At 68.3% G+C, this 14,953-nt stretch carries 14 protein-coding genes and 1 tRNA gene; 4 read left to right on the top strand and 11 right to left on the bottom strand.

All coding sequences use genetic code 11. The features are described from left to right. Nucleotides 1-139: 139 nt before the first annotated feature. The 5 genes from CQ034_RS10855 to serS form a co-directional block, all read right to left on the bottom strand. Nucleotides 140-1,144 (bottom strand): LacI family DNA-binding transcriptional regulator, encoded by a 1,005-nt coding sequence (locus CQ034_RS10855; RefSeq protein WP_105711047.1) that lies wholly within the window; start codon nt 1,142-1,144, stop codon nt 140-142. 63 nt (nt 1,145-1,207) lie between these two features. Next, on the bottom strand, nt 1,208-2,446 hold the full coding sequence (locus tag CQ034_RS10850) for an LCP family protein (protein WP_105711046.1): 1,239 nt from the start codon (nt 2,444-2,446) through the stop codon (nt 1,208-1,210). Nucleotides 2,447-2,496: 50 nt separating this feature from the next. Further along, nucleotides 2,497-2,581 (bottom strand) — tRNA-Ser (locus tag CQ034_RS10845). A 43-nt stretch (nt 2,582-2,624) separates the two neighbouring features. Further along, nucleotides 2,625-3,446 (bottom strand): HAD family hydrolase, encoded by an 822-nt coding sequence (locus tag CQ034_RS10840; protein WP_105711045.1) that lies wholly within the window; start codon nt 3,444-3,446, stop codon nt 2,625-2,627. Then, nucleotides 3,443-4,759: a serine--tRNA ligase gene (gene serS / locus CQ034_RS10835; RefSeq protein ID WP_091035711.1), complete on the bottom strand. Its 1,317-nt coding sequence runs from the start codon at nt 4,757-4,759 to the stop codon at nt 3,443-3,445. Before serS ends, CQ034_RS10840 begins: the two co-directional genes overlap by 4 nt. A 111-nt stretch (nt 4,760-4,870) precedes the next feature. Between serS and CQ034_RS10830 the strand changes: the two genes are divergently transcribed. Then, nucleotides 4,871-5,251 (top strand): nuclear transport factor 2 family protein, encoded by a 381-nt coding sequence (locus tag CQ034_RS10830; protein ID WP_029263734.1) that lies wholly within the window; start codon nt 4,871-4,873, stop codon nt 5,249-5,251. 34 nt (nt 5,252-5,285) lie between these two features. Here CQ034_RS10830 and CQ034_RS10825 read toward each other — a convergent pair whose 3' ends face one another. Further along, complete coding sequence (locus CQ034_RS10825) at nt 5,286-5,816, bottom strand: RNA polymerase sigma factor (RefSeq protein WP_105711044.1); 531 nt, start codon at nt 5,814-5,816, stop codon at nt 5,286-5,288. A gap of 82 nt (nt 5,817-5,898) precedes the next feature. Here CQ034_RS10825 and CQ034_RS10820 point away from each other — a divergent pair, with 82 nt between their 5' ends. Continuing rightward, nucleotides 5,899-6,897: a diacylglycerol kinase family protein gene (locus CQ034_RS10820; RefSeq protein WP_105711043.1), complete on the top strand. Its 999-nt coding sequence runs from the start codon at nt 5,899-5,901 to the stop codon at nt 6,895-6,897. Between the two features lie 109 nt (nt 6,898-7,006). Here the strand turns inward: CQ034_RS10820 and CQ034_RS10815 are convergent, their stop codons facing one another. The 3 genes from CQ034_RS10815 to CQ034_RS19575 form a co-directional block, all read right to left on the bottom strand. Beyond that, nucleotides 7,007-7,735: a hypothetical protein gene (locus CQ034_RS10815; protein ID WP_105711042.1), complete on the bottom strand. Its 729-nt coding sequence runs from the start codon at nt 7,733-7,735 to the stop codon at nt 7,007-7,009. Nucleotides 7,736-7,791: 56 nt separating this feature from the next. Next, nucleotides 7,792-9,252, bottom strand: coding sequence for a cardiolipin synthase (cls, locus tag CQ034_RS10810; protein ID WP_105711041.1), 1,461 nt, complete (start codon nt 9,250-9,252; stop codon nt 7,792-7,794). Between the two features lie 86 nt (nt 9,253-9,338). Continuing rightward, a complete protein-coding gene (locus tag CQ034_RS19575) occupies nt 9,339-9,512 on the bottom strand; it encodes a hypothetical protein (protein WP_168380830.1) in 174 nt (57 codons plus the stop codon). A 112-nt stretch (nt 9,513-9,624) separates the two neighbouring features. On the opposite strand from CQ034_RS19575, the gene CQ034_RS10800 reads away from it, so the two are divergent. Further along, entirely contained in the window at nt 9,625-10,749 is a 1,125-nt protein-coding gene (locus CQ034_RS10800; RefSeq protein WP_105711040.1) for a DUF4192 family protein, read from the top strand. Nucleotides 10,750-10,765: 16 nt separating this feature from the next. Here the strand turns inward: CQ034_RS10800 and lysS are convergent, their stop codons facing one another. Beyond that, nucleotides 10,766-12,298, bottom strand: coding sequence for a lysine--tRNA ligase (gene lysS / locus CQ034_RS10795; RefSeq protein WP_105711039.1), 1,533 nt, complete (start codon nt 12,296-12,298; stop codon nt 10,766-10,768). Between the two features lie 80 nt (nt 12,299-12,378). On the opposite strand from lysS, the gene CQ034_RS10790 reads away from it, so the two are divergent. After that, nucleotides 12,379-14,247 (top strand): DUF2207 domain-containing protein, encoded by a 1,869-nt coding sequence (locus CQ034_RS10790; protein ID WP_105711038.1) that lies wholly within the window; start codon nt 12,379-12,381, stop codon nt 14,245-14,247. 13 nt (nt 14,248-14,260) lie between these two features. Here CQ034_RS10790 and CQ034_RS10785 read toward each other — a convergent pair whose 3' ends face one another. Next, nucleotides 14,261-14,953, bottom strand: coding sequence for a DUF2520 domain-containing protein (locus CQ034_RS10785; RefSeq protein WP_029263726.1), 693 nt, complete (start codon nt 14,951-14,953; stop codon nt 14,261-14,263).

The following is a 14,953-nucleotide window of genomic DNA, read 5'->3' as shown; positions in this document are numbered from 1 at the left end:
GTGTCCACGGAACTCCTCGTCGTCGGTGGCGATGAGTCGAATGTAGCTTTCTCTAACGTTCCACGCAAGAACTAAACAGATTATTGGAATTTTGCAATGCCTTGCAGGCGCACAGAAGACCGCACCTTCCGGGTGTCGGTCAGACCAGTGGCCCCGTCGAAGCGCGCAACACCAGCTCGGGCTCGAACAGCAACTCGTCGCTCGGCTGGGAGGTGCCGGCGATCTGCGCGAGCAGCAGCGCGATGATCGCGCGCCCCATCGACTCGATCGGCTGCCGCACCGTGGTCAGCGGCGGTTCGGTGCAGCTCATCAGCGCCGAGTCGTCGAACCCGACGATGCTCACCTCTCCCGGCACCGACAGCCCCGCGCGACGTGCAGCACGCACCGCCCCGAGTGCCATCGGATCGCTCGCGCACACGATGGCCGTGGCGCCGGCGGCGAAGAGTCGCGCCGCCCCGGCCTGCCCCGACTCGAGCGAGTACATGCCGCGCACGATGAGGTCGTCCGAGAGCGGCGCTCCGAGCTTCTCGAGCAGACGGCGCGCGGAGTCGAGCTTGCGCTGCGACGGCACATGATCCTCCGGCCCCAGCAGCAACCCGATGCGGCGATGCCCCAGCTGGTGCACGTGCAGGACCGCCTGCTCGGCCGCAGCCGCATCGTCGGTGGAGACGGTCGCGAACTGCAGCTCGGGGACGCGGGCGTTGACGAGCACGGTCGGCAGGTTCACCTGGCGCAGCCGCTCGTAATGCTGGTGGGCGGCATCCGCCTGCGTGTAGTTACCACCGAGGAAGATCACCCCGGACACCTGCTGCGCGAGGAGCAGGTCGACGTAGTCCGATTCGGTCACCCCGCCGGCGTTCTGGGTGCACAGCAGCGGGGTGTACCCGTTCTGCGTGAGTGCGCCGCCGACGATCTCGGCGAAGGCGGGGAAGATCGGGTTCTGCAGTTCGGGCAGCACCAGGCCGACCAGACGCGCGCGCTCGCCGCGCAGCTTCGTCGGGCGCTCATAGCCGAGCACGTCGAGTGCCGTCAGCACCGCTTGGCGCGTGGCATCCGAGACGCCCGGCTTGTCGTTGAGCACACGGCTGACCGTGGCCTCGCTCACTCCGACCTTGCGCGCCACCTCGGCGAGTCGCTTCGACATGGGGTCAGTGTACGCAAGTTCTTGCAAGAACGCGCAAACGGATTGCGCTGATGCTGTCTCGACTCAGCGGACGTTGCCGTTGGAGCAGGTCTCCTGAGCCGCAGAATTGCCCTTGATCGAGTCCGGCAGCGCCACGACGTTGTCCGGCGTCGCCGAGGGATCCGGCGTCGCTTCTTCGACCGGCGCCGTCGGCTCCTGCACGACCACACCGTCGTTGCTGTTGTTCTGGTGGGTGATCTGCAGCTGCGCGTTCGCCTCGATCGCATCCCAGAGCGCCGCGGCCGCTTCCTCGTTGGGCACGACCTTGTTCGGGTCGGCATAGTCGGCACCGGTCGGGTACTGCACGAAGACGATGTCCTCGAACGGGACCGACTTCACGGCGAGCGCGATCTGGACGAGCGTCATCGGGTTGTTCGCCAACGACGTGCTGGCCTCGAGGTTGCTCAGCGCCGTGTTCGCCAGCTTGAGCATGACGGGCACGTTGCCCAGCACCTCGCCGCTGATCATCTTGCGGGCGAGGCTCGACATGTACTGCTGCTGGTTGCCGATGCGGCCGAGGTCGCTGCCATCACCGACACCGTGTCGGGTGCGAAGGAACTGCAGCGCCTGAAGACCCTCCACGGTGTGCGTTCCCGCGGCCATGTCCAGACCGGTGTAGCGGTCCTTGATCGGGTTCGCCAGGCACACGTCGACGCCGCCGATGGCGTTGGTGATCTCGATCACGCCACCGAAGGTGACGGATGCCGCGAACTGGACCTCTTGGTCGGTGAGTTGCGAAATCGTCTGGACGACGCAGTTCAGGCCGCCGTCCGTGTAGGCCGTGTTGAGAGGCTGCTTGCTCATCGCCGAGTGCACGTTGCCGTCTTCGTCCGTGCACTCCGGGATGGGCAGCATCAGGTCGCGCGGGAAGCTGACGACGGTGATCCGGCGGGGCTCCTGCGACACGTGCACCAGAAGGTTCACGTCATTGAGTGTGCCCTCGGCGTCGCCCCCGGTGCACCGGTCACCGAACAGATCCTTGTACTTCTCTTCGCAGGTGTCGACACCTGTGAGGACGAGGTTGAAGCCGCTCTCGTACTCGCCGATGTCCGGCGGGATGACCTCCTGGCCGTCCAGGTCGACAGCGTTCGCCGCGACGGTGCTGGAGAAGTCATAAGCGATGTACATCGCCACGCCGAACCCGCTGACGAGCACCACGGCCAGACCGATCGCGATGAACCTCAGCAGCTGTCCGAGCGGGCTCGGCGTCGCGAGTTGACCATGTCGTGCGATGGTGCGGCGGCGTCGGGTGTTGTCGCTCACTCGGACCCTTTCGGATTCAGCGCCGGTGCGGGGTCACCGTGCTCACTATGCGGAGGGTGTGGGATTCGAACCCACGAGACATCTCTGCCCACTGGTTTTCAAGACCAGCTCCATCGGCCGCTCGGACAACCCTCCTCGACAGACGTATCTGTCGACAAGGCGTGAGTCTAGCCGAGTTCTATTCTCCCGCGCTGACCTGGGCGGGCGCTGGAAGCGTGTCGAGCGCCTGCGCCAGCCCGCCGTCCTCGACGTCGGCGGTGACCTCGCTCGCGGCTTCCTTCACCACGTCCGGAGCCTGCCCCATCGCCACGGCCCGTCCCTCGAGGGAGCGCGCCCACCCGAACATGCCGATGTCGTTGCGCCCGTCGCCGGCGACCAGGATGCGTCCACTGTCGAGCCCGAGCTCGGTGCGCACCTGCTCCAAGGCGGTGCCCTTGTCGACGCCCTGCGGGGCGATGTCCAGCCACGCAGTCCACCCGATCGCGTAGGAGACCTCGTTGAGGCCGGCATCCGCCACCAGGCGGTGGAAGTCGTCTTCGTCGTGACCGGGCGAGACGACCACGATGCGGGAGACCGGCAGCGCGGCGAGTTCGTCGAAGTCGACCTGTCGTCCGCCGTCGAGCGTCCAGTCGTCGAGCTGCTCGGTGAACAGCCGCTGCCCGGAGGCGAGCTCGACCATGTACCGGGCGTCCGGAAGACGGTCGCGCAGTAGCCCGAGGACGGGAGTGGGGTCAAAGGTCTCGACGTTCCAGCGCTCCCAGTCTTCGCCGTCGCGGCGCATCGTCACGGCGCCGTTGGAGCACACGACGTAGTCGGCGGTCAGACCGAGCTCCTCGACGTAGCGGCGCGTGGCCATCCAGCTGCGCCCGGTCGCGATGGTCACCACGTGCCCGGCATCGCGCACGCGCGCGATGGCCTCGGGCACACCGGGACTCATGGTCTCGTCCTGCAGCAGGATGGTGCCGTCGACGTCGAGGCCGACCAGCCAGTGCCCCGTCATCGAGCAGCCCGCCCGTCGCCGAGGGGCAGGATCACTTCGAGGCCGCCGAGGTACGGACGCAGCACCTCGGGCACACGCACCGATCCGTCGGCCTGCTGGTGCGTCTCGAGCAGAGCGACGATCCAACGCGTGGTGGCGAGCGTACCGTTCAGGGTGGCGACGTGCTGCGTCTTCGCGGAGCCCTGCGCGGCAGCATCCGTCGCATCGACGGCCGGGCGGTGCCTGACGTCGAGTCGGCGCGCCTGGAAGGTCGTGCAGTTCGACGTCGACGTGAGCTCGCGGAACGCTCCCTGCGTCGGCACCCACGCCTCGATGTCGTACTTGCGTGCTGCGCTCGAGCCGAGGTCGCCCGCAGCGACATCGATCACACGGTAGGAAAGCCCGAGGGAGGTGAGCATCTCCTCCTGCAGCGCGACGAGGCGCAGGTGCTCCGCCTCGGCCTCCTCTGCGGTCGTGTAGACGAACATCTCGAGCTTGTTGAACTGATGCACCCGGATGATGCCGCGGGTGTCCTTGCCGTGCGAACCCGCTTCGCGGCGGTAGCAGGTCGACCATCCCGCATAGCGGAGGGCGCCGTCGGCGAGGTCGACGATCTCATCCTTGTGGTACCCGGCGAGCGCGACCTCGCTGGTGCCGACGAGGTACAGGTCGTCGTCCTTGTCGAGGTGGTAGACCTCGTCGGCGTGCTCGCCGAGGAACCCGGTGCCCTGCATGATCTCGGGGCGCACGAGGGTCGGCGTGATCAGAGGCACGAACCCGTTCTGCAGGGCCTTGTCGAGCGCGAGGTTCATGAGGGCGATCTCGAGGCGGGCCCCGATGCCGCGCAGGAAGTAGAAGCGCGCACCGGAGACCTTCGCTCCGCGCTCCATGTCGATCGCGCCGAGGAGCTCACCGAGCTCGAGGTGGTCGCGCGGCTCGAAGTCGAATGCGGGCACCTCGCCCACCCGACGCAGTTCGACGAAGTCGGCCTCGCCGCCGGCGGGGACGCCGTCGACGACGACGTTCTCGATCCGGGCGAGTGCTGCGGATGCCGCCTCCGCCGCCTCGTTCGCCGCATGCTGCGCCTGCTTCACGCGCTCGGCGAGGTCCTTCGCCTGCGCGACGAGGGCGGCCTTCTCGTCTTTGGGAGCCTTCGCGACCTGCTTGCCGAACGCGTTCTGCTCGGCGCGCAACTCCTCGAAAGCGGAGAGTGCGGCCCGGCGCGATCGATCGGCCTCGAGTGCGACGTCGACGGTGCTCTGGTCGTTTCCACGGGCAGCCTGCGAACGGCGGACGATCTCCGGGTTTTCGCGGAGGAGTGCGAGGTCGATCATCTCCCAAGTCTACGGTGCCGTGCCGACGGCGAATCCGGATGTCACACGCTCGCGGTTGCGTCGTCTTCCTCTGCAGAGGTCGGCAATCGGTCGACCCAGGAAAGGAACCCCATGACCATCCCCGTGACCTCCCTCGACCAGCTGAACCTGGCGTTCGCCGACCGGTTCAACGCCCGCGACCTCGACGGCCTGATGGCCTTGAACACATCGGACGTCGTCTTCGTCCCGGCGCCGGGAACTGCCGTCACGGGCACGGCCGCCGTGCGCGGCGCGCTCGAGCAGTTCCTCGGACTGAATCTGCCCATCTCGATGCGCGTCCGTCACGTCTTCGAGAGCGCCGGCACCGGACTCGCGATCGCGGACTGGACCATCACCGGCACCGGCCCCGACGGCTCCGAGATCGCCCTCGCGGGCACCACGGCCGACGTCGCGGTGCACGACGAGGTGCACGGCTGGCGGTACGCCGTCGACAACCCCTTCGGCACGGCCTGAACCCCTCGGGGGAGGTCCGACGATCGGGCCTCCCTCAGCCGTCACCCATGCCCGTCGCGCGGCAGGCCCGCAGTGCCTTGCGCGCCCGGGAGATCCGCTGCCGCGCGGCTGCGGGCTCGATCCCGAGGCGTGCTGCCACCTCGTCCGCGGAGAGACCGTCGACGACGGCCAGCAGCAGGGGCTCACGGATGGTCTCCGGCAGCGAATGCAGAGCCTCGAGCGCGCCGTCGAGGAACACGCGGATCTCCACCGCGGCATCCACGCCCGTCTGCTCGCCGGCGGTGTCGTCGTCGAGAACGGCCTCCGGCCGGCGCGCACGCTGCCGAGCCAGGTCGATGGCGACGTTCCGCGCGATGGCGTCGAGCCAGGAACATACGCGGCCGGGTTCCGGTGTCTCGAGATGCGCGACCGAGCGCCAGGCGCGCAGCAGGGAGGTCTGCGCAGCGTCTTCGGCATCCGCAGCGGGTACCCCCAACGAGATGCTGCGGCGACGGAGTCGGTCGGGTTCCGCCGTGATCAGTCCGGAGAGCACCGCGCGGGTCGCGTCGTCGGAACCATCGTGCATCCGGATGCTCCTCGTCCTCGCGACCGGAATGGCGCGGTCCGTTTGTGACCGACCCGGGCGCGTCCCGGTTTAGAGTAGCGCCATGACCACCAGCGCCCCCGTTCAACGACAGGCGGCGCTCATCTACAACCCGATCAAGGTCGACGGCAAGCATCTGCGTGCGACGGTGCGCGATCTGTCGCGTGAGGCCGGATGGGATCACCCGGCGTTCTATCCGACGACGATCGAGGATGCCGGGCAGGGCGCGACCGCACAGGCGCTCGCACGCAACGTCGATGTCGTACTGGTCGCCGGCGGCGACGGCACTGTGCGCGCGGTCTCGGAGGCGATCGCCAATTCCGGAGTTCCCCTGGCGATCCTGCCGAGTGGCACGGGGAACCTGCTCGCACGCAATCTCGGCCTGCCGCTCGCCGACCCGGGTGAGATGATCCGAGCGGCGCTCGGCGACTTCCGCCATCCGATCGACATCGGTCGGGCGCGACTGACCCGGGAGAACGGCGACGAGGAGGAGCACGCGTTCGTGGTTCTGGCCGGCATGGGACTGGATGCCGACATGATCGCGAACACCCGCTCTGATCTGAAGAAGTCCGTGGGATGGATCGCCTACGTCGACGGTGCCGCCCGCTCCCTCCCCCGCGCGAAGCCCTTCCGCGCCGTGTACCAGGTCGATGAGGGCCGACTGCATTCGCACCGTGCGTACAGTCTGCTCTTCGCCAACTGCGGCACGCTTCCGGCCGGCATCGCCCTCATCCCGGACGCGTCGATCACGGATGCCGCCCTCGACATCGCCGTCATCCAACCCACCGGAATGCTCGGCTGGTTCGCGGTGTGGCGCAAGATCTGGTGGGACAACTCCGTACTGCGGCGCTTCCGCGCGGGGCGCCGTGTGCTCGAACGTCGCGGCAAGAACGCGTCGGTGCACTTCTTCCACGGGGCCGCGGCCGAAGCCGCCGCTCCGACTCCGATTCCGATCGAGCTCGACGGCGACGAGTTCGGCGCCGCCGTGCGCATCACGTGCTGGGCCGACCCCGGTGCGCTGCTGCTCGCGCTGCCGCCCGGCCACCCGGTTCACATACTCTGAGGCGGAGCGGCGCCCGTCAGCGCTTGCGTCGCTTGTTCACGATGATCACGCTGATCCCGGCCAAGAAGACGAGCGTGGCCCAGAAGATCTCCACGGTTACCCGTAGAGGTCAGCGGACCTCGACCGTGCCGTCGAGTCCACCGCCGACCAGCGTCAGCGTGAAGGTGCCGTCGTCGTCAACCGTGTCCTCCCCGAACGCGAGCAAGGTCGCTCGGGGTGCCATGTCCATGGTGCAGACCTGGTTCTCGTCGGTCACGAAGTACGCGGTTCCGGTGTTTCCCGCGCCCTCGAGAGACTCGATCTGCGGCAGGCAGCTCGACGATCCCCAGGTGAGCAGCAAGAGGCCGTCGTCGTCGAGCCAAGCGGCGGACGGCTGGAACTCGGTCGTGCTTCCCGGTGTGCCGGTGGCGGCCGGGTCACCGTCGATGTCGACGTCGTCGGTGAGGTCACCGTAGGTCACGTTCAGGGTGATGTCCGACTTCGGGTCGACGCCCTCCGGCAGTGCGCCGAGGCTCGCCCGTGGAGCGAGATCCTTCGTGCACGGCTTCGGCGATTCGCCCTCGGGGTCGACGAGCGTCACGGTGACGGTCTGACCCTCGGCCGCGACCTGATCGACCTGCGGCACGCACGTCGATGAGCCCACCGTGATCACGGCGAACATGCGTCCATCGTCGAGCAGGGCGCCCTCGAAGTCGTTCTGGTCATCCACGTCTCCCGTGCCCGGAGCCGGCGAACTCGACGGGGCGTCGGAACCGGGGCCGGCGGTGCATCCCGCGACGAGGAGTGCTGCGGCGACGAGGCCGACGACAGAAGCGAGGGGACGAAGCGCAGAGGTCATGCTCACAGGGTAGCCCGCGGGCAGATCCCCCGGAAAGCCCGGATGGCCTGCGACGACTACTGCAGAGCGGAGGTCAGGCGGGCGAGGTTGTCGAGCACGGTCGAGCGCAGCGGCTGCTGCATCCACTCCTCGAGTGTCAGCTCACGGCTGAGGGAGCGGTACTTGTCCTCGACCTCGCGCATCTCCGTGACGAACTCCTCGCCGCGCACCAGCATCGAGACCTCGAGGTTCAGACCGAACGAGCGCATGTCCATGTTGCTGGAGCCGATGACGGCGACCTCGTCGTCGATGGTGAGCGTCTTGGTGTGCAGGATGTACGGCTTGCGGTACATCCAGATGCGGACACCGGCCTTGAGCAGCACCTCGTAGTAACTCCGCTGGGCGTGGTAGACCATCGCCTGGTCGCCCTCTTCCGAGACGAAGAGCTCGACGTGGACGCCACGATCGACGGCCGCGGTGACGGCGAGCAGCAGCGCCTCGTCGGGGACGAAGTAGGGGCTGACGATCATGATCTTCTTCTTCGCGGCATACAGCAGCCCGAGGAAGAGGCGCAGGTTGTTCTCGACCTCGAACCCGGGGCCTGACGGCACGACCTGGCAGTCGAGGTCGCCGGAGCCGATGTTCGCGTGGGCGATGTCGATCCCCTCGAGCACCGTGTCGGTCTCGCTGTACCAGTCGGCGACGAAGATCGCGTTCACGCTCAGCACCACCGGCCCGTCGAGGCGGACCATGAGATCGACCCAGTGCAGCCCGCGCTTGATGTTCTTCGGCAGGTTGTATGTCGAATCCGTGATGTTCTGCGACCCGAGGAACGCGATGTTGCCGTCGACGACGAGGAGCTTGCGGTGATTGCGCAGATCAGGGCGCTGCATCTTGCCCTTGAGTGGCTGCACCGGCAACATCAGGTGCCAGTCCGCCCCCATCGCGTTGAGTCGGGCGATCGTCTGCCGATACCGGGGCTTGCCCTGGTTGGCCCAGTGATCGAGAAGCACCCGCACCTCTACGCCACGGGCGCACACCTCTTCGAGTGCGCGGAAGAAGTTGTCCGTCGCCGTGTCCGACTGGAGGATGTAGAACTCGACATGCACGTATTCCTCTGCGGTGCGGATGGCCTCGGCCATCTCGTCGAGCGACTCCTGGTAATCGGAGATCAGGTGCGCGCCGTTGTCACCGGAGAGCGGCAGCGCTCCGAGCTTCTGATTCATCTGGACGATCGGACCGAACCACGCGGGAGCGTTCGGGCGCAGTGTTCCGAAGTGCAGGTGCTCGCTCGTCTCGGCGATGTACTCGTTGATCTGGTCCTGCTTGCGCCGACGTGCGCGCGGCAGGCGCGGGTTTCCGATCAGCAGGAAGAGGAAGACTCCGACGAACGGGATGAAGAACACCGCGAGGAGCCAGGCCATCGCGGCGGTCGGACGCCGATTGCGCGGGATGACGATGATCGCCGTGACACGGATCGCGATGTCGAGCACCAGCAGGAAGGCGGCGATCCACCAGCCCCAGGTCTCCGCGGTCATCGTGCACCTTCCCCACCGCGGTGACGATCACCTCGGGTGCGCGCCGAGGTCAGCACGCTGGCTTCACAGTAGCGGATGGGTGGGACTCAGACGCGCGGCGGAAGGCCCCGTGCCGCGCGCTCCTCCGCCTCGATCTGCGCGTGGACCTTGCGCTCCGTGCGGTCGAAGCGGAGGATGCCGCGGAGCACGAAGACGAACACGATGCTCACTCCGATGGTCGGCAGAAGCGACCATGCCGCGGCGAGCCAGAAGTTGTCCATCACCCCATGGTACGCGAGCCACTCCTCGTGCACACCGCCGCGCATTCAGGTTCCGCGTCCACAACTCGGCTTTTCCGCCCCCGAGGGATCGCTGCTCCGAAACACTCTCGACATGACAACACTGCTGCGCGCCACCGATTCGGCCGCCTTCCTCGGCATCGTCCCCACTCTCGCGGGCTTCACCCCTCGTCGAAGCATCGTGCTGCTGCCCTTCCGCGGCACACGCACCGACGGGGCCATGCGACTCGATCTGCCCTCTGACGGGACCGACCTCGCGTTGTACGCCGACGCTGCGGTCGGCCTCGTCGCCCGCGTCCAGGGGACCGATGCCGTCGCCGTGGTCGTGTACACGGACGAGCCTTCGCACGCTACCCGCGACGGCCTCGTCCTCCCCCATGCCGTGGCCGTCGACGAACTTCTCGGCTGCGCGGAGGACGCGGGACTCCGCGTCGTCGATGCGCTCTGCGTGACCCCCTCCGGGTGGTCGAGCTATGTGGAGAGCGACCCCGACCTCCACTCGCTGGCAGAGATCTGCAGTCCCACCGAGGGACCGACCGCGCCTGGCGTCTCGGAGGACCAGGCTGCGGGGGCTCGACTGCCCGAGGTGGATCTTGCCGAGAAAGAACGAGTGGGGAGAGCGGCACTCGAACTCGCGGCACTGCTCGATGGAGAGGGCAACGGAAAGGGCCGGCTGACCGGACGGGAGAATCCGCAGCTGATCGCCGCGCTCGTGCTGCTCGAAGACGTGCCGGCGTTCTTCGAATCGGTGCTCGCGGCCCCCGATGCTCTTCCGTCGTACGCGACCGCGACGCTGCTGTGGTGCCTGGAACGTCCGCTGCTCCGAGATGTCGCGATCGCGCAGTGGGCGAGCGACCTCGCGGGAGGCATCCGCGCACTCGACGCGCAGACCGCGTTCGCGAAGTCCGGCGAGATGGTCCCCGACGAGCTCGGACGGTTGTTCCTGGGGCAGGGGCCCGCCCCGGACCTCGATCGGCTCCGCCTCGCACTGTCCGTCGTACGCGAGGCAGCAGCGCGGGCACCCCGCGAGGCCCGACCAGCACCTCTCACCGCGGCGGCCTGGCTGTCGTGGGCGCTGGGGCGAGCCACCCACGCCGCCCGCTATCTGGAACTGGTCCGCGAGATCGACCCGCGATACTCGCTGGCCGCCCTGCTGGAGACCATGATCGCCGGCGCGATGCTTCCGGAATGGGCGTTCCGTCGACGCTCGGCGGCATGACCGCAGGCTTCGGAGACTACTTGACGAGCGGGAAGAGGATCGTCTCGCGGATGCCGAGGCCGGTGATCGCCATCAGCAGACGATCGATCCCCATTCCCATTCCGCCGGACGGCGGCATGCCGTGCTCGAGCGCCCGCAGGAACTCCTCATCGACCGGCATCGCCTCGACATCGCCGCGCGCGGCGAGCTTGGCCTGCGCTTCGAACCGTTCCCGCTGGATCACCGGGTCGACGAGCTCGGAGTATCCGGTCGCCAGCTCGAACCCCCGGATGTACAGGTCCCACTTCTCCACGACGCCGGCGATCGAGCGGTGCTCGCGCACGAGGGGCGACGTGTCGACGGGGAAGTCCATCACGAAGGTCGGGCGGACCAGGTCGCCCTTCACGAAGTGCTCCCACAGCTCTTCGACGAGCTTGCCGTGGGTGGCCTGCGGAGGAAGATCGACGTCGTTCGCCTCGGCGAAGGCGATGAGGTCCTCGACCGAGTCCTGCGGTGTGACCGTGCGACCGGATGCCGCCGAGAGCGACTCGTACATCGAGATGCGGTCCCAGTCCCCGCCGAGGTCGTACTCGGTGCCGTCGGCCCAGGTCACGGTCGTCGAACCGGCAACCGCGATCGCCGCCTTCTGCACGAGCTCCTGCGTGAGCGCGGCCATCTGGCTGTAGTCGCCGTACGCCTGGTAGGCCTCGAGCATCGCGAACTCGGGGCTGTGCGTGGAGTCGGCTCCCTCGTTGCGGAAGTTCCGGTTGATCTCGTACACACGCTCGATACCGCCGACGACCGCACGCTTCAGGTAGAGCTCGGGCGCGATGCGCAGGTACAGCTCGGTGTCGAACGCGTTCGAGTGCGTGATGAAGGGACGTGCGGAGGCGCCGCCGTGCTGCACCTGCAGCATGGGGGTCTCGACCTCGAGGTAGTCGTGGCTCGTGAACGTCGCGCGCAGGCTCGCATTCACCGCGGCACGGGCACGCACGGTCGTCCGCGCCTGCTCGCGGACGATGAGGTCGAGGTAGCGGCTGCGCACACGCCCTTCCTCGCTGAGCTCGGAGTACGCATTGGGGAGCGGGAGGATCGCCTTGGAAGCGATCGCCCAGCCATCGGCCATGACCGACAGCTCTCCACGGCGGCTGGAGATGACTTCGCCATGCACGAAGACGTGGTCGCCCAGGTCGACGTATTCCTTCCAGTCCGCGAGCGACTCCTCGCCGACGTTCGCGAGAGAGATCATCGCCTGGATGCGCGAGCCGTCACCGGCCTGCAGGGTGGCGAAGCAGAGCTTGCCCGTGTTGCGGCTGAACACGACGCGACCCGCGACACCGACGACGACACCCGTCTCGGCGCCCGCCTCGAGCTCGCCGTACTCGGCGCGCAGCGCGGGAATCGTGTGCGTGACCGGCACGCCGACCGGGAACGCTCCCCCACCGGCATCCGTGCGCTTCTCGATCAGGCGCTCACGCTTGGCGAGGCGCACGGCCTTCTGCTCATGAACGTCCTCTTCGAGAGAAGGTTCGGTCGAGGCCGATTCGGGCGCGGCAGACGCGTCAGTCATGTGGGGGGCTCCTTGGAAGTCCCTCCCAGTTTACCGAGGCGGCGTGCCGGCTCAGGGCGCATGCTGGGTAGCCTCGAAGAATGGCCCTTCCACGGATCCTCCGCGCGTTCGCCGTCCTCTCGCTCGCGGTCGCTGCGATCGCCGCTCCCGCCGCAGCCACTGCCGTCGACGGACCTGGACTCGCACCGCAGGTACGCGCCGCGGAGCCAGGCGACGTGGGCGACTTCTCGTATGCATCGTGGGATGCCGTGTACGAGGTGGGGCTCGACGAGGAGGGCCGCGCGCGGATGCACGTGACCGAGACCTTGGTAGCCCGCTTCCCCGAGACGGACCAGAATCTCGGCATCGTCCGCGGGCTCGCGACCTCGTACGAGGGGGCGAGCACCGAGACGCGGGTGCTTTCCGTGACCGATGACGACGGTCAGGAGGTGCCGTACGAGACCGACGAGGAGGACGGGCTGCTGTACGTGCTCACCGGCGACGACGACACCTACGTGCACGGCCTCACCACATACGTGATCGAGTACGAGATGCGCGACACGGTTCTTGCGACGAAGCCGGCCGCAGGGTCTTCGACGCCGGCAGTGGACGAGTTCTACTGGAACCTCCTGCCGCTCGACAGCACGCAGCCCATCGAGCGGTTCCGCACCGACATCGTGCTCGATCCCGAGCTGGCGGCCGCGCTCACGGGATCCACGCGCTGCTACACGGGGCCACCGGGATCGACCGACGAGTGCGATCTGCAGGGGCCGACCACCGACGGTGACGCAGCGACGTTCCGTGTCGAGTCCGGAGAGCGGCCCGCCGGCGACGGGGTCACCGTGGCCATCGGGTTCGAGCCGGGCACGGTCGCGCAGCCCCTCGCACGCACACCTGACCCGGTGGGCGACGTCGCCCCCTTCGTCGCGGCCGCGGGCGCTGCGGGATTGTCGGTCGGCAGCTGGCTCGCCGTCTGGGCGTTCGCTCGCCGGCGACGGGTGGCCACCGGTATCGTCGTGGCCCAGTACGACGTGCCGGATTCCCTGCCCCCGCTCATCGCGGCGAAGGCCATCACCGGCGCGAAGGACGTGATCCCCGCAGAGATCGTGCACCTCGCCGTACGGGGAACTCTGCGCATCGAAGAAGGCGTGGAGGCGGAAGAGCCGCGCCTGCGCCGCCTCCCGGGGGTGGCGGCACCGGACGAGCTGGATGCGGAGGCACTGGACGCACTGTTCCTCGACGCCGACTCGGCCGGAGTGGTGGAGCTGCCCGCCGCCGATGAAGCATTCGCCGCCCGCATGACCGCGCTGCAGGAGAGTGGAACGACCGCAGCGGCATCCCGCGGCTTCACCGAGAGGGCGCGCAGCCGTGGCGCTGTGCTCCTGCAGTGGTGCGCGATCGGCGTGGCGCTGATCGGATTGGGCCTGGGGATCTGGGCAGCCACCAGCGGCCGCCTCTCCGCGATCCCCGCGCTCGTCGTGATGTCGTTCGTGGCCTTCCTCGTATTCCTGTCGAGCGTGTACGCGTTCTCGAAGCACACTGTCCTCACGGCCGAAGGAGCGCGCGCCTCCGAGTATCTGCAGGGGGTGAAAGAGTTCATCCGCGTCGCGGATGCCGACCGCCTCCGTATGCTGCAGTCCTACAGCGGTGCTGAGCGCCGACAGGACGGCACGGCGGACGTCATCCACGTGTACGAACGGCTCCTCCCCTACGCGATCCTCTTCGGCATGGAGGACGAGTGGGGCGACGTGCTCGAACGTGCCTACGCGCACGAGCAGCGAGGAGCGTCCTGGATCGGCGACCCGACCTCGTTCGCCCTTCGCATTCAGCTGGCGTCGTTCATGGCGTCCTCGCAATCTGCGGCGACTTACTCCGCACCATCAGCCGGCGGCTCGTCGAGTGCCGGCGGGTCGTTCGGCGGCGGGTTCTCCGGTGGTGGCGGAGGCGGAGGGTTCTCGGGCGGACGATGAGCCGCCGGCACCGTCAGATCAGTGGCGGGGCGTCGGATGCTTCGCGCAGCGCACGCTCGACCGTCGACTGCACCAGCGCCGACAGGTAGCCGCCCGGGTTCTCCACGCCGAGCTCGCGCAACCGGGCCGTCGACTGGCCGATGATCGATCGCGAGAACTCGGTGGCCGTCGCGATCGCATCCGCGTAGGCCGGTCGGTCTGCCTCCGCGATCACGACCGGCTCGCATCCGATCTCCACCGCGAGCGCCTGGGCGATCGGCAGCACCGCGGCGGGAGCCGTCACCGCGGCGAACCCCGCCTGCAGTTGACGCAGGTCGATCGAGGTCCCCGTGAACGTGATGGCGGGGTGCACGGCGAGCGGGATCGCGCCGCGCTCGGCGGCCGGCCGCAGCACGTCGATGCCGTACGCGGGATCGGTGTGCAGCACGAGCTGCCCGATCTGCCAGCCCCCGACCTCGGCGATGCCGGCGACCAGCGACGGCAGCTGCTCGGAGGGAACCGCGATGACCACGAGCTCGGCTCGACGCACGACCTCCAGCGCGTCGAGCACGGGCACATCCGGCAGCACGGCCGAAGCGCGCTCGTCATCGGACCCGCTCGTGATCCCGATCACCGCGTGCCCCGCTCCGCCGAGCGCCGCACCGATCACCGGACCGACACGTCCCGCGCCGATGATGCCGACGCCGAGACGCCCGTCCCGCGCCAC

This window comes from Microbacterium sp. MYb45 (assembly GCF_002979655.1).
In the GTDB taxonomy this organism is placed as follows: Bacteria; Actinomycetota; Actinomycetes; order Actinomycetales; family Microbacteriaceae; genus Microbacterium.
This window is presented reverse-complemented; position numbering and strand designations above follow the sequence as displayed.